Below are 19,359 nucleotides of genomic sequence, written 5' to 3'. Positions count from 1 at the left end.
ATTTCATCAAGTTCATATCTTACTTTTTCTAAGTCTGGTTGGGTAATGTTGGTAACTAGCCTTCTATGGTTGAAATAGGTACTTAGAGACCTTTCCAATTTGAGCTTAAGGGCGGGAAACTAGGAAAAGAGGGGCATGAAGTATAATTTCGTATTGACCTGACTATAGCTTCATAGTTTACCTTATAGATAGAAATGAGGGAGAAGTGCATGTATCGCATATCTGAATTAGCTGAACTTGTTGGCCTGAGTCGCTCCACATTGTTGTATTACGGCAAGCTAGGTTTGATTGAAGCTCAACGCCAGAGTAATGGTTATCGCCTTTTTTCTGAAAAGGATCTGCAGCGTGTTCACTTGTTACAGCAGCTGCAAGCGGGCGGGTTAACGCTTAAAGAGTGCCAAGCCTGTTTAGATGCAAAGATAGAACGTGGCTTGTTGGAAAATCGTCTTAAGCAACTGGACGAAGAGCTTGTGCAAAAACAACGTTCACGAGATTTATTAGCAGCAATGCTGGGTGAGAGCGGCTTAGAAGAGTGGCATGAGTCGATGGACAAGATTGCGCCAGATGCACACCTCGATTGGTTAATTAAGCAGGGTTTTGATGAAAAACAGGCGCTGCGATTGAGGTGGTTATCGAAAGACATGAATGAACATGAACAATATATGGTTGATTTTGGCGGCATCTTCGAGGGTTTAGAGCGCTTAGGACCCGGAACGGCTGAAGATACCTTAGAGGCATTTGTCAAAGTGCCTAGTTCACCGGAACAGGTACTTGAGATTGGTTGTGGCAAAGGCATTGCAACAACTGTGTTAGCGAGAGCCATTAAAGAACATCAAGCGGATGTGCAGATAACAGCGGTAGACAACGATCAACCTAGTTTAGATATTCTGACTCAGCAAGCACAGGCATCTGGCTTAGAAAGTAATGTTCAAACCGTGTGCGCAAGCATGATGGATTTACCGTTTGAAGCGAAGTCGTTCGACCTGATCTGGTCAGAAGGCAGTGCCTACATCATGGGTGTCCAGAAAGCACTTAAACAGTGGCGAAAGTTACTTACTGATGACGGCATATTGGTCGTGAATGATTTGGTGTGGAACACCGAGAACCCGAGCGAACCTGTCAAAGCATTCTGGCAGAAAGAATACCCAGACATGACGACGGTACCTGAGCGAATTAAACAAGCAAAAGCAGAGGGTTATCAAGTATTGGATGACTTCGCGATGAGCGACACCGGTTGGCTCGCCTATTACCTGCCTTTACAAAAGCAAGTCGAGGCTTTGAAAGCGACGATGCCGAATTCTAAAGCGCTCGCAGATTGCGACAATGAAATTAAACAATTCTTCAATAACAGTAAACCTAAGAGTGACCTTTCAGAAGGTTCTCAATGCTCTAGGCTGCGTGATTTTGATTATCATTTTTTTGTGTTGAAGAAAGTACATTAAGTGAAGAACACCATGAAATTGAAACAATATGATTCAAGCGAGATCGAAACTATCACTCGCCTTTTTACTCAAACCTTTACGGATTCAGAAGGCGAGAACGAAGGTAAAACAGTGGGTAAGCTTGCTAACGATCTTTTAACGATCACGGATTCGACAGAGCTACTTTGCTTTGTTGCTGCAGATGATTCTAGTGAGTCAGATACGGATAGCACGATTATAGGCGCGATTATCTTTACACCACTTTCATTTGACGATGAAACGAAGGCATATTTGCTTTCACCAGTAGCGGTGAGTACTCAGGTTCAAAAACGTGGTATTGGCCAAAAGCTGATTAACTTTGGTTTACAGGTTCTTAAGGAGCAGGGCGTTGAACTTGCTGTGACATACGGTGACCCTAGTTACTATTCCAAAGTTGGCTTTGGGCAAATTACCGTTGAGCAGATCCCTGCGCCATTTAAATTGAGTTTCCCTCACGGTTGGTTGGCTCAGTCGTTGATTGGCGGTGAAGTTAAAGTAACAAGTGAAAAATCGAATTGCGTTAAAGGCTTGGCTCATGCTGAATATTGGTAGTTGCTTGAAATAAAAATTGAGAAGTAGAGAAAGCCCAATAGGTGTTTCCTATTGGGCTTTGTTGTATTGATCGGATTAAGTAATTTCATTGCCTATTAATTGGCGTTTAATGCTGCCTTAAGTCGTACCAATGCATCATTTAATACTTCAGCAGGACACCCTAGGTTCAAACGGATAAACCCAGAACCTTCCTCTCCAAAGGCACAACCCATACTCGGTACAATTCCGGCTGCAATGAGTTTTTTCTCAAGCTCAGTGTCACTTATTTCAATTGCTCGGCAGTCAAGCCATGCGAGGTAAGTCGCTTGAGGTTTTACAAAGCGAACATGAGGTAGTTCTGCTTTCAAGAATCCATGCAGCGTTTCGATGTTGCCTTGCAAATATTGCTTTAAGTCTGCTAGCCAAGTATCACACTCTTGATATGCCGTGGTCGCAGCGGACATTGATAGGTTGTTGAAGCAATCCATGCCATGAGCATCTAAACGGCGAACAAACTGCTCTTTCAATTCTGCATTTGGAATGATGAAGTTAGAGATTCTTAATGATGACAAGCCAAAAGTTTTACTGGCCGCAGTCGCCACAATAAGTTTGTCGGTTAGCGAACTTGGTAGTTTCAATGTTGAATGGAATATGTTGGATGCTAGCGCTAGGTCGCTCCAAATTTCATCACTGATTAGCCATACACCGTGTTTTTGGCAAAGCTCGGCAACTTGCAGGATCTCTTGTTCGCTCCATACTCGGCCTGTTGGGTTGTGTGGGTTGCAGAAAATCAACGCTTTGGCTCCACTCGCAAAGCAGTCTTCCAAATGTGCGAAATCAAGCTGGTAATGACCTTCTGATTCAATCAATGGGTTGTTCAACACCTTACGATCATTCAGTTCGATGATCTTACGGAATGAACCGTAGCCCGGGCTTTGAATAACGATTTGGTCATTCACTTGTGTGAGCATTTGCAACGCCATAGCAATACCGGGCAAAACGCCGTGTACCGTGGTGATCCACTCTCGTTTGATTTCTGTTTGATGTTGTTTTTTAAACCAATCAATCGCGGCTTGGTAGTAGTCGTCTTGACGTTCTGAGTAACCAAAAATACCATGCGAAATATCTTGAGCTAAGCGATCTAATACTTGTTGAGGTGCTTGGAAATCATAGTCAGACACCCACATTGGCAGCAACTCGGAGCCTTCTAAGCCAAGCTTCTGCTCCATAAAGTCCCACTTTACCGACCCTGTATTTCGGCGGTTAATCGTATTGTCGAAAGAATTCATAGGATGTGAGCCTTACTTAATGCTGTGAGCTAGAGAAGTTTCTGCGGAGTCTTCTGACTGTTCTGGTTTTGCAGGGGCGATACCAAACCCAGTGAAGCCATAAATCAGAGCGAAAACGACACCGGTGTAACATTGGATTGCCCAAGGTAGGTAATCTAGCGTCGCTACACCTAGTGTGCTTGCCATGTAAATACCCGCAGCAGTCCAAGGAACCAGTGGCTCAATAATCGTGCCCGCGTCTTCGATGGTTCTTGATAGGTTTTTAGTATCTAGCCCCATTTTACGGTAAGCGTTTTGGAACAATTCACCTGGAATAAGAAGAGCTAGTTTGCCATCTGATGTCGTGAAAACTACGGTAATAGTCGCGATCACTGTTGATGCGATAAGCTGTCCTGTTGAGTGGATAAGATGCAGGAAACGACCCAGTACCACATTTAACGCGCCCGTCAGGCTTAAAATACCAGCGAAAGAGAAGGCACAGAACACCAGTAGAATGGTGCTCATCATTGAGAACAGGCCACCACGGTTAAGCAGTTTTGATACGTCTGGGATTAGCCCATCAGTCACTGTTCCTTTTGCTTCAAACAATGAAACATTGAAGCCGTCGACATAAGCTTGGAAGCCTTGTTGTAGAGAGAATCCTTGTAGAACCATTCCCAGTACAATCGCTAGTGCTGAAGCTCCTAACATTAGTGGTAGAGCGGGTTTCTTAGTTAATGCACCCCATAGGATCATAACTGGTGGGATGATAAGGAAGATACTGAAGTTATAAAGGCTATCTAGCCCCGCAAGGATTTGCGTTACTTTCTCTGGCTGACCAATGTTTGCCACATCAGCGCTTTGTCCTGCAAAGAAGAAGACAACAGAAGCAATCACAAACCCCGGTAGTGTTGTGTAAAGCATGTGCTGAATGTGTTCGTACAGTGTGGTGCCTGAAACGACAGGTGCAAAGTTTGTGGAATCAGAAAGAGGCGAGATCTTGTCGCCAAAGTAAGCACCAGATACAACAGCACCCGCTGCGGCAGCAAGTGACACGTCTAAACCTGCCGCAACCCCCATCAATGCAACACCAACCGTACCTGCAGAACCCCATGAAGTACCAGTACATACCGAGACGATAGAAGTTACGAAGAATGCGGCGATCAGGATGTATTCAGCACTGATGACTTTAAGCCCCCAGTAAACCATGTATGGGATGGTGCCGCTGATCATCCAACTGGCAATGAGGCCGCCTACGGAAACTAAAATCAAAATGACGGGCATGGCTTTAGCAAGTTTCTCAACAATGGCGTTGATGATGTCATCCCAGTTATAGCCCATTTTCCAAGCAATGCATGCAGTGAAAGTTGCAGAAATCAGTAGTAGCACTTCAATGCGAAGTCCTAAAACACCGTATCCAATAGCAAGCAACGCAAACATAACGGCTATAGGTGCTAGTGCTAATCCGAACGATGGTAGAGGCTTTGAGTTATTCATATTTGTTGTCCTCAGGTGAATGTAGGGTTTGTTCGGAGTGGATAATAAGTGGGCTCTAGCATTGAAAGTGAGACTTCAATACTGTTTTCATGTAAGCGGTTACATGAGGTTCGTACATGAGATTTCGGTCACGTTTTGTCTAATTTTAGCGCTTGATTGGCTTAACGGTCTGCCTTTCAACCAAGGTTGTTTCGAATTTATGTTGTGTTGGCGGTACGTAACCCGCTGACTTTAACTTAATTGCGAGGTTGGCTGCGTAGGTCGACATTTCATCAATAGGATTGTGCATTGTGGTTAATCGAGGATAAAGGTAGCGAGCGAGTAAGACGTCGTCAAAGCCGATCACCGAAATATCGTTGGGTACAGAGATACCTTGGTCTTGCAGGCTGGTCATTAAGCCTGCGGCCATCACATCATTAAAGGTGACAGCTGCGGTAACCTCAGGACATTGACTCGCCAAGATGTCGCCAGCCGCTTCACCGCCTGACTCACTAAAGTTTTGGCTGATGATCCAGTTGGGTTGTATTTCGATATTGGCCGCTTTCATGGCCTCTCGGTAGCCTTCCAATCGATCGGTTCTGTCTTGAATGGGCAGGTCGCTGGACACATAAGCTATTTCTCTGTGCCCAAGCTTGATCAGGTGTTGCACTGATACTTGAGTGCCTAGTCTATTGTCTACCCATACTGAGCGGTTCGATACTTGGGCGATGGTGCGGTTGAGCAGTACCATCGCGGGTAACTGAGCGGTGTAGCGTAATAGCGTCGCGTCATCGAGCATTTTTGAGTGAACCACCATCGCCTCGCAGCCTTGGCTGATAAGAAAGTCGAGACCTTCTTTCTCGCGCTGAGCATTGTGGCCGCCGCTAACTACAACCAGTTGATAGCCGTTGGTTCGGGCAACTTCTTCAACACTTTTTGCAACCAGTGCAAAGAAAGGGTCAGCTAAATTGCCGGTTAATAAACCTAAGGTGTTGCTACTTCTATTCGCCAGAGCGGTTGCTCGTGCATCACGATGGTAATTAAGTTCTTTGATTGCTCGTTCTACACGTTCTAACGTGATTGGTTCGACATAGCAGGTACGGTTCATTACTCGTGAAACGGTTGCTGTTGAAACTCCGGCAAGTGCCGCTACATCTTTGATAGTTGCCACGTCGGACTCCGCTAGGCATAGAAAGGCTGAGAGTGTAGCGAATCTTTGCTGTTAAAAATGTTAATAAGGTCAAACCTTATTCATGATTATCACGGTATCTAGGGCAGGCCTGACACTCTCTAGTGTGTATGCTTAGCGATTATCTTCGCTAGTGTCACTACCCCTTCTTTCCACTCTTTGCTCTCTTCAATATTGGCGACAGTGAAGCGAAGGCAATGTTTATATTGGTCATTCGTCCCAAACACTGTGCCGGGTAAAATCCCCAACTTATGCTTTAAACAGTCTTGATAGACCGCGTAGCTATCGACTGACTCAGGCAGTGTTATCCAGTTTAAAAAAGAGCCTTCAGGTCTTGATAAGTGGTAGCGCTCGACAAGGTGAGGGTGACTATCCAATGCTTGAATTAAAAGGCTTTGGAATTGCTTTTGATTGGTTTGGTAAAGCCGTTTCATTTTCGAAAGGTGACTGCGGTATTTGCCTGTGGTGAGGAACTGCCCCACTGCCGATTGCATTAGGTTGGAACTCCCCATGTTGTCGCACAAGAGGTACTTTTCGATCAAAGGCTGGTAACGACCGGATAGTAGCCAGCCGACTCGCAAGCGTGAGTCTAAGGTTTTAGACAATGAGTTGACGTAGATAACTCTATCTTGATCATCAAGCTCTTTGAGGCTGGCAATTGGTGCGTCAAACGCTAAGCTGCCGAAAACATCATCCTCGATAATAGGCAAAGATCCGGTTATCTCCAACAAGGCTTTTCGATTAGCAAGAGGCATTCTAGAGCCTGTCGGATTGGTAAAGTTTGGCGTTAGCAGTAAGGTTTTCACTTCCCATTTGTCTAACGCGCTCTGTAGTGATGGAATATCAATACCGTGGCTAACACTGCTTGGAATCTCAAGGGCTTGCAAGCTAAGCGACTCAAGTAAAAGTAGATTACCGAAGTAACATGGTGACTCGACGGCCACTATGTCGCCGGGCTTGGTGAGCGCACGCAGAGCCAGGCTGATCGCCTGTTGAGCACCATGAGTAATCGCAATCTCTTTCGATCCCGCAGGCACACCAAGATCATGGGTGATCTTTAACAATTGCTTTACTAACTGCTCGTCTCCAGGAGGCAGTTGGTAATAACCGGGAAGCTGAGTTTGCAAACGGCTATGCCGACCGATTTCGGCGTACAAGCTACGAATCGCAGGGTTATTGATGTTCGGGTGTGCTGAGCCTGCCAGCAACTTCAGACGACCTTTTGGACGAGAGAGTACAGACTTGGTGACCGACAACAGGTCAACTTTTTGAGGTTGGTTTGGCGAATCCCAGCTTGTGGTGTTGGGTGCTTTCACGCGATAGCCAGATTTAGGTACTGAGTAAACCCAGCCTGTCGCTTCCAGTTCTTGGTAGGCACGAATCACGGTATTTTTACTCACGCCAAGCTGTTCGCTTAACTGACGAATTGAGGGAAGGCGATCGTCTGGATGAAAGAGTCCTTTATCGATCTGAGCCTTAATATGTTGTTCGGTAGCAAGGTATTTATTGCCGCTGACTTCTGCTTCCACGTTATTCTCCCTCGTGCTCACTTTTAATCTGTAACCATTTAAAGTGTTATATCTGTGTCTTTATTAGTTATCTGTACCCAACTAAGGTAGCAGCATTGATGAAGAGTTGACCAGAGGTTTGTAATGCTGATTAAAATGATTCCGTTTGTGTTTGTAATATTGTGGTCGTCAGGCTTTGTCGGCGCACGTCTTGGTGTGGAATACGCCGAACCCGCAACATTACTTTCACTGAGGATGGTAGCCAACGTGGCGCTGTTCTTGGTTTTGATTGCAATCCTTAAGCGTCGTATCCCTCGTGGTCGCGCATTCTTCCACGCTTGTGTGGTTGGCATCTTGATTCATGGTTTCTACCTTGGTGGCACCTATCTGGCGATTGATATGGGTATGCCCGCCGGGCTGAGTTCTCTACTTGTTGGCTTGCAACCGATTCTTACCGCATTGATTATGATCAGCTGTACTTCGCAGCGTTTTAATTTTGCACAGTGGTTGGGATTAGCGCTTGGTTTTGCGGGTATCAGTTTGGTGTTGATGGGCAATATTGAATGGCAGTCAGACGACCAAAAAGGCTTGGCAACGTTATTGTGTTTGGTTTCTTTAGTGGGTATTACCTGCGGCACTCTGTATCAGAAGCGCTTCTGTCAGGGGACAGATATGGTCGGCGGTGCGATGGTCCAATATTTGGCTTCTGCTGCTCTGTTTCTACCGTTCGCAATGCGCTACGAAACGATGCAAGTGAACTGGACTGTAGAATTCACGTTGACTCTAACCTGGCTGGTGGTAGTTCTGTCTTGTGTTGCCATCCTTTTGCTGCTTTACATGGTAGAGCACGGTGCATCTTCAAGTGTGGCATCGGTGTTTTACTTGGTGCCACCGACGACAGCAATTCAAGCGTGGCTTATCTTTGGTGAGTCATTTGATATCTATGGTGCAATGGGCTTTGCCTTGTCTGCCGCTGCGGTTTATCTGGTGGTGAAGAAGCCGGAATGGATTAAGGCTCGCAGGCGAACAGCGTTAGAGCGGTAAGCGTGTTTCATCAAAACTAACTGGGTTTAAAGCCGAGTGATAGAAACAAAAAAGAGCCTGAATATTCAGGCTCTTTCTGTATCAAATATTGGCTAGCGACTTTTTATTAGCGCTTCATCAAGCAAGCGTATGCCGTAGTAAACGGCGCTTCTTGGTATTGTTTAAGGCCAGTTTCTTTGAACTTCATCATTAGAGGGTTACGTTTAAGGCTCTCTTTGATGTCAGCCGGTGATACAACGGTTACGTCTAGGCCGTCGATCAGTTGAATTGCTGCTTCTAGTTTGAAACCAAAGCCACCGCCAGCAAATTTGCCTTTAGTTTGGCGCTGACGAATTACAACTTTATCTACTTGGTAATCTTCCATTAACTTTGCAAAAGAGAATTGAAAGTCTTTCATATTCTGTGTGTCGTTTGCGTCGCTAATTGAAACTTTAGAAACTCGGCAATCAGGAATGTTAAATACACCATCTGATAGAGAAAGAAGACAGATGACTGCATCGTTACCTTTGATTTCAACACCACAAATTTTCATGTTCTTACCTACTTATTTTAGAGCCCTACATTATGGTGTTATTTCTCACACTTCTCCAGTATTTGCGTGTATCAGCGGAAAATAAGTCTAAATCAGAGCATGCCTTAACGTTTGGGAGTTGAGCTATGGTCGAATAATCACCACGAAATTTGACGATATCGTTTGCTATGAGATGAAGCTCACAAATCCTTAGCGAGACTTCATATGTGTGCTGTATATTGCGCGCGCATCCCTATTTGAAGTGTGGTTATTAATCCCAATGAATATCAATAATCTTTCGATTAAGAGTAAAATCGCGATCCCGCTGTTTGTGATTGTGATTGTTTTTTCTACTGTTACTGTGCTCAACGTTATCAGATCAAATGCTCAAGCTGCGATTAATAACGAGCTCAATAATGTGGTTCAGCCAGTGCTAGATAACCTAGAAGATGGCTACCGAGATATCTACCAGATTATCGCTTCGGCACAAGGTCTGTTGCTTGCTAAAGACCAAGCGGCGATCGAGTACCAAAAGTTTGAATTTAAAGACAACGCTTACAAAGCGGTTCCTCGTTTTCAAAGTGTTGAAACCTTATATCAAGCGGGCGTGTTGGATCCATCTTCACGTGATGAGTTATCAAAGCTTGTTAATGCGATGAGCAAGTGGGTGGCACTGCACGAGCCAATGTTCGCTGATCCAGCAAACGCAGACCAATACAATATTGATTACTCACCTGCATTAGATGCTGAGTTTGCAACTATTCGTAAGCAACTGCGTGATATCCGAACTCTGATTGAACTGAAGCAGAAAGAGCTTCGCCAACAAGCCGACGATTCGATTGAATCAAGTAAGTTGATCATTGAAGTGGGTATGGCGGTTGCTATCTTAGCGGCGTTGTTTGCGATGTGGCTGTCGAATCGTTTTATTATTCGTCCAATTCAAAATGTCGAAAAAGCGATGAGCGAGATTGCTTCTGGCGACGGCGATTTATCACAGCGTATGCATGTTGAGGGCAATGACGAAATTGCACGTTTGAGCTCTGCGTTTAATCAATTTGTCGGTAAGATTCACGTGACAGTTGAGCAAGTTATCTTAGCGTCAAATGCGGTTCGTTCAGAGATGGAAAACATCAAATCATTGACTCAAAGTGTTGCTCTTTTCTCTGCTAATCAACAACAAGAAAGTGAAGTAGTGGCTGCGGCAGTACATGAAATGCAAGCGACCAGTGAAGTGGTCAGCGGTAACGCACTGGATGCGGCCACAGCAAGCAATGTAGCAAACTATGAAGTGGAATCGGCAGATACGACGTTGGGTTTAACCGTCACTTCAATTGAGCGTTTAGCGCAAGATATTGAAAATGCGGGTGGTGTGGTTCAAGAGTTGGATACCGATGTGAAGAACATCGCTTCTATTTTGGGAGTTATCAAAGGCATTGCAGAGCAAACCAATTTGTTGGCATTGAATGCGGCGATTGAAGCGGCACGTGCGGGTGAACAAGGTCGTGGTTTTGCGGTTGTGGCCGATGAAGTTCGTGCGCTTGCGAGCAAAACTCAAGACAGCACCGGTGAAATCCAATCAATGATTGAACGCTTAGAAGTGGGGGCGAAACACGCGGTTGGCGTGATGACTGAAAGCAAAGTGAGTGGCGAGAAAACCATTATTCAAGCCGGAACGGCGGCGTCTTCCTTGAGTGAGATTCGTAACTCAATTGGCAAGATGAATGAGATGAACACGCAGATTGCCACAGCGGCTTCCCAGCAATCTCAAGTGTCGGAAGAAGTGAATCAAAACGTCCAACGTATCGCAGAAAGCACCGTGCAAATGGTAGAGATGGCGAGCAGTGCTGAGAACGCATGTATGGCGTTGGCAGAACAGTGTGAAGCGCTTGATAGCCTTGTTTCTCAGTTTGAAGTTTAATTTTCAAAGCTAGACAGACGAATATGAGCTGATACTGGTTGTTCGTTTGAATTCCATTAATCAGCGCTGAACGACAAAAAAGCCCGTGCTCAATGAGTACGGGCTTTCTTTTAGATGCTAGGTCGGTTTTGAGACCTAATTAATCGTTCGGTATTAGCTGCTACGGCCGTCTTTATATGTGTAACGGTAGTCAACTTTTACGTTCGCTTGGTAGTGGGTGTCGCCGCTCATGTTAGTGATTTTCTTCACTTCCATATTCGCATCATCAATCTTGAACGAATCGTATTTGGTTGTTTGTTGGAACTGTGGCAGTTCTCTAGAAAGCTCAAAAGGTGTCTTTGCGCTTAGCTCATCCATAAGGTTTGTTCCTGCATCGTATGCTTCCGCTTCAGTAACAAATGTATCAGATTTTAGCGTTGTTTCTTGAATCGTTGTTTTGGTTGCTGCAAACGCTGTTGTGCTGAGTACAAGAGTTGATGCAAGTATGATTAATTTTTTCATAGGAGTACCTTACTTTGTTGAAGTACCTGTGTTCCGGTACAGAACCAACTTACCAATTAAGTGGTTGGATGAGTGTCAGAGGACAATACGATTTTGTTAGTGTTCAGTAAGGAGTTTTGAGAAATGTCAGGTATTGGTTGGCGTTATTTTGATCAGTTGTGGCTAGCGAATATTTATGCGTAACGCATATCAAGTAAGGTGACACTGATATATATCTTCAATACACTGTATGGGTAACCATCGTTAAACATAGGGTAAAAGTATGGCCAATTGGGAAGGGGTAAGTGAGTTTGTTGCCGTGGCGGAGCGTGAAAGCTTTACGGGAGCGGCGCAGAAGCTTGCTACGTCAGTTGCTCAAATCAGCCGAAGAGTGGCTAACTTAGAAGAGCGCCTAGCGGTCAAACTATTGAATCGAACTACACGTAAAGTCTCTCTAACTGAAGCCGGACAACTTTATTACCAACAATGTAAATTATTGGTTGAAGGATTAGAAATTGCTGAGCTTGCTGTTACTCAAATGCAATCCACCCCAAAAGGGCTTTTGAAAGTCACGGCACCAGTGACTTATGGTGAACGTCAACTGGCTCCGATTCTGCATAAGTTTTTAAAACTGTATCCGCAAGTTGAACTAGAACTTATGTTAACAAACCAAAAGCTTGATCTTATCGACTCAGGTGTTGATGTAGCAATTCGTCTCGGTCGATTAGAAGATTCTAGCCTCGTAGCCAAAAAGCTATCTCAACGACAACTTTATGTGTGTGCTAGCCCTGAGTACATCGAACGCTATGGTGAGCCTCATACACTCTCGGAGCTGAGTAACCACCAATGTCTAGTGGGTGGCTTTGAGCATTGGCGTTTTAAAGAAAACAAACGCCCACGAGCAGTGCGAGTTAATGGACGTATCAAGTGCAATAGTGGTTTGGCTTTGCTAGATGCAGCCAAGCAAAGCATCGGTTTAGTGCAATTACCAGAATATTATGTGAGTGAAGACCTTGAGTCTGGTGAGTTGGTTGAAGTGTTGTCTGATTATCGTGATGACAAAGAGGGTATTTGGGCACTTTATCCACAGAATCGTAACTTATCTTCTAAGGTACGCTTGCTGGTGGACTTCCTTTCTGAGCAGTTGGATTAGTTTATGACCTAAAGCCTCCACCGATAAAAAACGGGCTTCAGAATAGAGATTCTGAAGCCTGATTACTTTAGAGAGGATAGCTTTGAACGTTGAGGAGTGTTCACCTGCTCGACATTAGACTGTGAAGCGATCCACCAAGTGGTACAGCTCATTGGCACGACTGTTGAGGTTTTGGCTACCTGCACGGTTTTGGTTTGCTAGTGCAGCCGATTGCGAGCTTTGATCTGAAATCACCACAATGCGTTGAGATATCTCTTGGCCCACAATATTTTGCTGTTCAGTTGCTGTAGCAATAAGCGAGTTCATGTCCATGATGGTATCGATTGACTCTTGGATTTTCGCCAGCGCCGCGGCAGCAGCGTTTGCTTCTTCCACCGTTTGAGCACTACGGTTTTGGCTTGAATCCATTGCTTTTACCGCGGCGTCTGAAGCGGCTTTGAGCTGCTCAATCATCTTGTGAATGTCGCCCGTGCTCTCTTGAGTTCGGCTTGCCAGCTTACGAACCTCATCCGCAACAACTGCGAACCCACGACCTTGTTCACCTGCTCGAGCCGCTTCAATTGCTGCATTCAATGCGAGTAGATTGGTTTGCTCTGCAATGTCTTGAATTACCGCCAACGAAGAGGAGATATTCTGCACATCGCCTTCTAAGCGCGATACCACTGTGTTGGCTTCTGATACTTCGCTCGCCAGGCCTGCAACCGAATCGGCAGCTGCGTTTACTATTTGCTGCGCTTCTTTTGCGTTGCCTTCGGCAAGCTTGGCTGAATCGGCCGCTTGGCTTGCGTTGCTTGAGATCTCTTGCGCAGTCGTTGTCATCTCAGTCATCGCAGTTGCAACTTGCTCTGTTTCTTCACGTTGACCTGTGGCAATTTCGTCGACCTGCGCGGCGCGAGAAGACATGCTAGATGTTTCGGCTACCACTTGCTGGCCCACATCGCTTACGCTGCGAATGATGGTTTGCAGGCTTGCTACAAAGGCATTGAAGTTCTCGCTCAGTTTAGTGAACTCTGGCGCTTTGAAGGTTTCCATTCGTGCAGTTAAGTCAGCTTCGCCACTTGCGAATGCGCTAATTGAATGATCAAACTGTTCTAGCGGCTTCATGATGGTACGGTTAACTGCTACTGCGAACACGGCAACCACTAGGGCGATCAAGCCACAGAAAAGGGCGATAGCAGTCAGTGAACTTTGAAGTGCTGCATTTGAACTCTCTTTCATTTCTGCGATGACTGCATCAATGTCGTCAGTATAAAAACCAGTGCCCAGCATCAAATCCCATTGTGGGATGAATATCGAGTAGCTCAGTTTTGGTAAGGCTTCAGATTGACCAAGTTTTGGGAAGTAGTAGGTGGTGAATTCGCCAAGCTTCGAGTTCTTGATTAGGTCGCGAATCAGGTAATTGCCTTTTTTGTCTTGTAGGTCGTAATAGTTTTTACCAATGCCATCGTTATTTTGTCCAACAACCACTCGAACGCCTTTAGAGTCGTAGCCAAAGATGTAGCCAGACTCGCCATATTCGAGTGTTCTTAATGTCGGTAAGGCTTCTTCTAATGTTGCACCTCTTTCCAAGAACGGGCTGATAGAAGATTGAGCCATTTGCAGATACGCTTTGAGTTCCTTTTCTTTCATCGCCATCATATTGCTACGCGTCGATTCTACTTGTTGTGCGGTTAGCTCGGTGCTCTTCATATACGTCACGCTCATCATCCCGATTGCCATCAATAGCAGTGGAATGAAAGAGAGAATATAAAGGCGGTTTTTGATGGTTAGGGTCATGTCACGCTTCCTGTGTGATTGTCTCATGCAATTTTCAACACATTATTAATGTGGTTTCAAAATGTAAATGGGCTTGTTGTTTAATTGTTACCCTAGCGTGTTTTTGTTTTATAAATATGATGACGGTTAGATTTTTTTGTGAGAAGCCTTGCAACTAGAGGCTTAAGGGCGAAAAAGTGAGTTTGTATCGATGCTTTTGAATTCGACTCTGCTTTGTTAGAATGCGACGCTTTGTAGCACCCTGCTATGTCTATTCGTTAAGTGAGAAAGATTCATGAACAAAAGCCATGTGACTATTGGTTTAACTAACCCAAAGAGCCCGACAAACGTTGGTGCTGTTATGCGTGCGGCTGGTTGTTACCAAGTCGACGAAGTTAAATACACAGGGCAACGCTACGAAAAAGCCGCTAAATTTCACACCGATACCAAGAGTGCTGCGCGAACCATCCCGTTGACCGGTGTTGAGTCGTTTTTAGATAATCTTGATCCTGAAACTAAGATCGTTTGTGTGGAACTAGCAGAAGGTGCAACACCACTGCCGCGTTTTAAACACCCAGAAAACGCTATCTATATCTTTGGCCCTGAAGATGGTTCTATTTCTCAAGATGTTGCCGATAGAGCGGATCACGTTGTGTACGTTCCAACGGTGGGCTGCATGAACTTGGCTGCGACGGTGAACGTGTTGCTTTATGATCGCCTTGCGAAATCCGATGAAATGGATGAGAGCAACGAGCTGATTAAGAAAAGCCGTGATAATCGTAATCATCTGCTAATCAAAGAAAAGTAAATCTCGGCTTCTAGTGTTATCTATCCCGTACGCAATCGGATATTATCTTTGGTTCATCACTAGATAATTGAAGGGTTAGATAACACTATGGAAGACATGCAATTACTTGCCGCGCTACAACAAAATCCTGTCCTCGATCTGTATCAGTTATTCCAAGAAGTTGGTCAAAACCGCTCTTTGTATGCATTACTAGAAAAGCTATCTTCCCTTAAAGAACACCATCAACTGAGTACTCGTCTTAGCCCTTTTAAGCCTCACATTGAAGGGTTGTTGGCTCAATTTGATAGCACCACACCGGACAGTGACATCCTCAAGGCAGTCGCTCTTCAGTCTGAGATTCAACAACGAGGCCACAGCATGAGTCGTTACATCATGACATCTGACAACCATCGTCATTTTTCTCCAAACGCAGATTTAGTGATGTTTGGTGACTCGATCACCGAGTGGGCTCCGTGGGCGGATATTTTCCGTGATGTCTCAATGGTCAATCGTGGCCTAGCAGGCGATACCACAACGGGGATGTTGCGCCGCATTGATACCACCTTGAATGTGAAGCCAAAACTGGTGTGCTTTATGGCAGGGATAAACGATTTAGCTCAGGGTTATGATGTCGACCATATCTACCAGAACTACATTGATATGCTTAAGGTGTGGCAAGAAAACGATATTCGAATCTTGGTGCAATCAACGCTTTATGTTGGATCCAAACTGCAAGGTTTGAATCCGTCGGTTGAACTGCTCAATAGAAAGGTAAGCGAGTACTGTTCTCAGCAAGGCATTGCGTTCTTAGATGTGAATTCAGTTTTGTCGCCTAATCAGCTTCTGTCGAATGAATACTCGTGTGATGACCTGCATTTGAATGCTAAAGCTTATCAAGTTTGGGCTGAGGTACTTCAACCTGCGATAACTGAGCTACTAAAATAGACTCACGTAAAAAGCTAAAAAGCTAGTTAGATCGATAAGCAGCTTAGCCAATACCAGAAAACCAAGCCTAAACTTGTTTCGTGAACCACAAGGACATTAATGTGAACCTAAGACAGTTGGAAGTCTTCTACGCCATTATGCAGACCGGCACCGTATCTGGAGCCGCACGTAATCTGCATGTGTCACAACCTAACGTGACGCGTATTCTAGCGCACACAGAGCAACAACTCGGGTTTGGTTTATTTGAAAGAGTTAAAGGGCGTTTAGTACCAACGGTTGAAGCGAAAACTTTGTTACCGGAAGCGGAGAAGGTCTACCAACAACTGGGTCAATTTCGTTCTTTGACCAACAAAGTCAAGCAAGGCCATCAGCACCTGCGTATTGGTGCACCACCGATTCTGGCGACTAAATTGCTGACTCCGGTAATAGCCCAAATGTCTCGCGAACAAGAGATCTCTTTTGAGTTGCTGACTGCCAATCGCGATGAACTGTGTGCAGGGTTGTTAAAGCATGAGCTTGATATTGCTATCGCGTTTGGCGATGAAGCGCCGCCGGCTATATTAAGTGAAATGCTCTTAACCGAGTCACTCAAGGTTTTGGTTCCATCCAATACGGTTGAGCAGTTACCGGCAGAATTAACGCTAGATGATCTGATCAATTATCCGCTGCCAATCATCGGGCTTGATAGCCGCGATCCATTAGGCCTCCTGTTACATCAAAGCCTTATTGCGCGAGATGAGCATTATCACCATCCGATGTCTGTACGTGGATACAGCGCGGCGGCGGAACTAGTGAAGCACCAAGCAGGGTTTGCGATCGTTGACCCGTGGACTGCGGAGCACTATCAAAACGATGAGTCGATTTGTGTGTTGCCATTGCAACCTGATATTCAATTCTCGGTTTCTATACTTTGCGCAGAGCACACTCCTCAGTCTATTTCTGTTAAGCAGTTCATCACTTCATTCAAGAGCAATATTTACCCTATAACCTAAGGTTATAGGGTGCCGATAAATAGGTATTCGGCAGCCTTTAACTTCTTAATTAAAGTAATTCCATACAAGGACTTATTAATTAGGAATGCTTATGTCTATCGCTCAACCTTACCTTCTTTTTCTTGGGGATGTTACTGACCCATTGGCCGCAAAAACAGCCCGTGGTATTCACCAATGGCGACCAGAAATCTGTCTCGGCCAACTGCGTTTAACAGTAGAGACAGTTTCTCTTGGTTTGACGGATATGACCTTACAAGAGGCACAAACGCAGGGAGCGAAAACGCTAGTGATTGGTACAGCAAACCCTGGCGGTGTTATTCCTGATTCGTGGCAGCCAACCATATTGGCAGCAGCAGAAATGGGATTTGAGATTGCATCTGGAATGCACCAACGACTGAGTGAATTTTCACCGCTTGCTGACATGCAACAGCGAGGATTGACTAAGCTTCATGATGTACGCCATTTTGATGGTGACCTGAATGTTGGTAATGGCAAGTCTCGCCAAGGTAAGCGTCTTCTCACGGTCGGTACCGATTGCTCTGTAGGTAAAATGTTTTCGGCGTTGGCCATTGAAAAATCGCTTAAACAAGCGGGAACATCTGCTCAGTTCAAAGCGACAGGACAGACCGGTATCTTGATTGAAGGCAGCGGAATTTCGATTGATGCTGTGGTTGCGGATTTTATTTCCGGCGCGGTCGAAGCGATTAGCCCTGAATTTACCAATCACGATTGGGACATCATTGAAGGCCAAGGTTCATTGTTCAATCCGTCTTTTGCGGGCGTGAGTTTGGGTTTATTGCATGGTGCACAAGCCGATGCTTTGGTGTTGTGTCACGAAGTAGGGCGACCACATATTCGCAACCTTCCTCATGCGAAATTGCCAACGATTGAACAGACCATTGAAGCTAACTTGCAAGCTGCGCGACTTACGAACTCGGACGTACAACTGGTTGGCATCTGTTTAAATACATCAGCAATTAGCATTGAAGATGCTGAGGTATTGTGCCAAGAATGGGCCACACTTTATCAAGTACCAGTGACGGATCCAGTTCGTTTTGGTGTACAACATATTACTGATCATTTGCGACATTCACTTTAACGGTTTCATCATTTCTACGTTTCCATTTGTTAAAGCGAACATCAACCGAGTGAAATTATGAAGATTACAGCAGAACCCATTACTATCGCGATGCAAACGCCTTTCCGAATATCTCGAGGCAGCCGTACTGAGTGTCACGTTGTTCGTGTTTACATTGAACATGACGGCAAACAAGCGCAAGGTGAGTGTACGCCTTACCCACGCTATGGCGAGTCATCGGAGTCTGTGCTGGCGCAAATTCAACAAGCTGCTAGCTCTCTTGAAATGGCCTTTGAGCGTGGCATGAGCGACCCTGAAGAATTACGAGATCATCTTCAGTCTTCATTGACCGGAGGCGCTGCGCGTAATGCTATCGATTGTGCGCTTTGGGATTATCAAGCGCAGCAGAACGACCAGATCTTTCCGAATAGCTTGTTCGAGTTACCTAAGCAGATTGTTACCGCAATGACAGTCTCGATTGGCACACCAGAAGCGATGGCAACTCAAGCTCGAGATTATGTAGCGAACGGTGCGAAACTTCTAAAAGTTAAGCTTGATGGTGAGCAAGTAGTAGAGCGTGTACGCGCTGTCCGAGAAGCAGCACCAGAAGTTAAAATTGTACTGGATGCCAATGAAGCTTGGACAGGGTTGAACCTCGAAGAGTTGTTCAATCAGCTGACTGAGTTTGATATCGCGATGATTGAGCAACCTTTACCACAACAGCATGATGCCTCGCTGGCACACATCAAGCATCCTATCCCACTGTGTGCTGATGAAAGCTGCCATACCACTTCTCAACTGTCTTCGTTGTTGGGTAAGTATGAAATGGTCAACATCAAGCTTGATAAAACCGGTGGTTTGACAGAAGCATTAGCACTGGCCGAAGAAGCGCAAAGGCTTGGCTTTACTCTGATGTCTGGCTGTATGCTTGGCACTTCACTGGCAATGCGTGCAGCGCTGCCTATCGCGGTGCAATCGGAAATCGTCGACCTCGATGGCCCTGTATTACTTGGTCAAGACGTGTCGCCAGCACTGACTTATCAAGATGGGATGATCATTCTTTAACTCGTTGAGTCTCGACCACTAAATTGAAGTGATACTGATGAAATCGCATAGGTGAATGCCTATGCGATTTTTTGTATTGATAGAGTAATCACGTTTCTGTCGGCGAAGTCACTTTCTTCTCTCTCAAAACAGACAACCTAGGGTTTATAAAATAATTGTTATGGTGTTTTATGTGAAATGTTAATGATTACTCTTGTTT

17 protein-coding genes are annotated in these 19,359 nt (G+C 45.2%); 10 read left to right on the top strand and 7 right to left on the bottom strand.

What is annotated here, in order from left to right; all coding sequences use genetic code 11:
- The first annotated feature begins 209 nt into the window (after positions 1–209).
- Positions 210–1,442 carry a methyltransferase domain-containing protein gene (locus AB8613_RS17135; protein WP_372385312.1) on the top strand — a complete coding sequence of 411 codons (1,233 nt, stop codon included), beginning with the start codon at positions 210–212 and terminating at the stop codon, positions 1,440–1,442.
- Positions 1,443–2,012 (top strand): GNAT family N-acetyltransferase, encoded by a 570-nt coding sequence (locus tag AB8613_RS17130; RefSeq protein WP_372385311.1) that lies wholly within the window; start codon positions 1,443–1,445, stop codon positions 2,010–2,012.
- A gap of 95 nt (positions 2,013–2,107) precedes the next feature.
- On the opposite strand, the gene AB8613_RS17125 is transcribed toward AB8613_RS17130, so the two are convergent.
- The 4 genes from AB8613_RS17125 to AB8613_RS17110 all read right to left on the bottom strand — a co-directional run bounded on the left by AB8613_RS17125 (position 2,108) and on the right by AB8613_RS17110 (position 7,453).
- Positions 2,108–3,280, bottom strand: coding sequence for a MalY/PatB family protein (locus tag AB8613_RS17125; protein ID WP_372385310.1), 1,173 nt, complete (start codon positions 3,278–3,280; stop codon positions 2,108–2,110).
- Between the two features lie 12 nt (positions 3,281–3,292).
- On the bottom strand, positions 3,293–4,756 hold the full coding sequence (gene nhaC / locus AB8613_RS17120) for a Na+/H+ antiporter NhaC (protein WP_372385309.1): 1,464 nt from the start codon (positions 4,754–4,756) through the stop codon (positions 3,293–3,295).
- Between the two features lie 145 nt (positions 4,757–4,901).
- Positions 4,902–5,906 (bottom strand): LacI family DNA-binding transcriptional regulator, encoded by a 1,005-nt coding sequence (locus AB8613_RS17115; protein ID WP_372385308.1) that lies wholly within the window; start codon positions 5,904–5,906, stop codon positions 4,902–4,904.
- Between the two features lie 119 nt (positions 5,907–6,025).
- Complete coding sequence (locus AB8613_RS17110) at positions 6,026–7,453, bottom strand: PLP-dependent aminotransferase family protein (protein WP_371713946.1); 1,428 nt, start codon at positions 7,451–7,453, stop codon at positions 6,026–6,028.
- Between the two features lie 123 nt (positions 7,454–7,576).
- Here AB8613_RS17110 and AB8613_RS17105 point away from each other — a divergent pair, with 123 nt between their 5' ends.
- On the top strand, positions 7,577–8,476 hold the full coding sequence (locus tag AB8613_RS17105) for a DMT family transporter (protein ID WP_061021463.1): 900 nt from the start codon (positions 7,577–7,579) through the stop codon (positions 8,474–8,476).
- A 106-nt stretch (positions 8,477–8,582) separates the two neighbouring features.
- On the opposite strand, the gene AB8613_RS17100 is transcribed toward AB8613_RS17105, so the two are convergent.
- On the bottom strand, positions 8,583–9,008 hold the full coding sequence (locus AB8613_RS17100; protein ID WP_017069797.1) for a DUF3010 family protein: 426 nt from the start codon (positions 9,006–9,008) through the stop codon (positions 8,583–8,585).
- Between the two features lie 259 nt (positions 9,009–9,267).
- Between AB8613_RS17100 and AB8613_RS17095 the strand changes: the two genes are divergently transcribed.
- Positions 9,268–10,905: a methyl-accepting chemotaxis protein gene (locus tag AB8613_RS17095; RefSeq protein ID WP_372385307.1), complete on the top strand. Its 1,638-nt coding sequence runs from the start codon at positions 9,268–9,270 to the stop codon at positions 10,903–10,905.
- Positions 10,906–11,058: 153 nt separating this feature from the next.
- On the opposite strand, the gene AB8613_RS17090 is transcribed toward AB8613_RS17095, so the two are convergent.
- Positions 11,059–11,406 carry a DUF3316 domain-containing protein gene (locus AB8613_RS17090; protein ID WP_017111515.1) on the bottom strand — a complete coding sequence of 116 codons (348 nt, stop codon included), beginning with the start codon at positions 11,404–11,406 and terminating at the stop codon, positions 11,059–11,061.
- Positions 11,407–11,668: 262 nt separating this feature from the next.
- Between AB8613_RS17090 and AB8613_RS17085 the strand changes: the two genes are divergently transcribed.
- On the top strand, positions 11,669–12,538 hold the full coding sequence (locus tag AB8613_RS17085) for a LysR family transcriptional regulator (RefSeq protein WP_060981068.1): 870 nt from the start codon (positions 11,669–11,671) through the stop codon (positions 12,536–12,538).
- A 114-nt stretch (positions 12,539–12,652) separates the two neighbouring features.
- Here the strand turns inward: AB8613_RS17085 and AB8613_RS17080 are convergent, their stop codons facing one another.
- Positions 12,653–14,314, bottom strand: a complete 1,662-nt coding sequence (locus AB8613_RS17080; protein ID WP_285954718.1) for a methyl-accepting chemotaxis protein — start codon at positions 14,312–14,314, stop codon at positions 12,653–12,655.
- 274 nt (positions 14,315–14,588) lie between these two features.
- Between AB8613_RS17080 and AB8613_RS17075 the strand changes: the two genes are divergently transcribed.
- The 5 genes from AB8613_RS17075 (at position 14,589) to dgcA (ending at position 19,160) form a co-directional block, all read left to right on the top strand.
- Positions 14,589–15,101 carry an RNA methyltransferase gene (locus AB8613_RS17075; RefSeq protein ID WP_017061674.1) on the top strand — a complete coding sequence of 171 codons (513 nt, stop codon included), beginning with the start codon at positions 14,589–14,591 and terminating at the stop codon, positions 15,099–15,101.
- Between the two features lie 87 nt (positions 15,102–15,188).
- On the top strand, positions 15,189–16,025 hold the full coding sequence (locus tag AB8613_RS17070) for an SGNH/GDSL hydrolase family protein (RefSeq protein WP_372385306.1): 837 nt from the start codon (positions 15,189–15,191) through the stop codon (positions 16,023–16,025).
- A gap of 101 nt (positions 16,026–16,126) precedes the next feature.
- Positions 16,127–17,017, top strand: coding sequence for a LysR family transcriptional regulator (locus AB8613_RS17065; protein ID WP_372385305.1), 891 nt, complete (start codon positions 16,127–16,129; stop codon positions 17,015–17,017).
- 91 nt (positions 17,018–17,108) lie between these two features.
- Complete coding sequence (gene dgcN / locus AB8613_RS17060; protein ID WP_371713952.1) at positions 17,109–18,116, top strand: N-acetyltransferase DgcN; 1,008 nt, start codon at positions 17,109–17,111, stop codon at positions 18,114–18,116.
- Between the two features lie 57 nt (positions 18,117–18,173).
- Complete coding sequence (dgcA, locus tag AB8613_RS17055; protein WP_372385304.1) at positions 18,174–19,160, top strand: N-acetyl-D-Glu racemase DgcA; 987 nt, start codon at positions 18,174–18,176, stop codon at positions 19,158–19,160.
- The last annotated feature ends 199 nt before the right edge of the window (positions 19,161–19,359 follow it).

Source organism: Vibrio sp. BS-M-Sm-2 (genome assembly GCF_041504345.1).
GTDB classification, from domain to species: domain Bacteria; phylum Pseudomonadota; class Gammaproteobacteria; order Enterobacterales; family Vibrionaceae; genus Vibrio; species Vibrio satsumensis.
The sequence above is the reverse complement of the archived record's forward strand: the minus strand, read 5'-3'. Positions and strand labels throughout refer to the sequence as shown.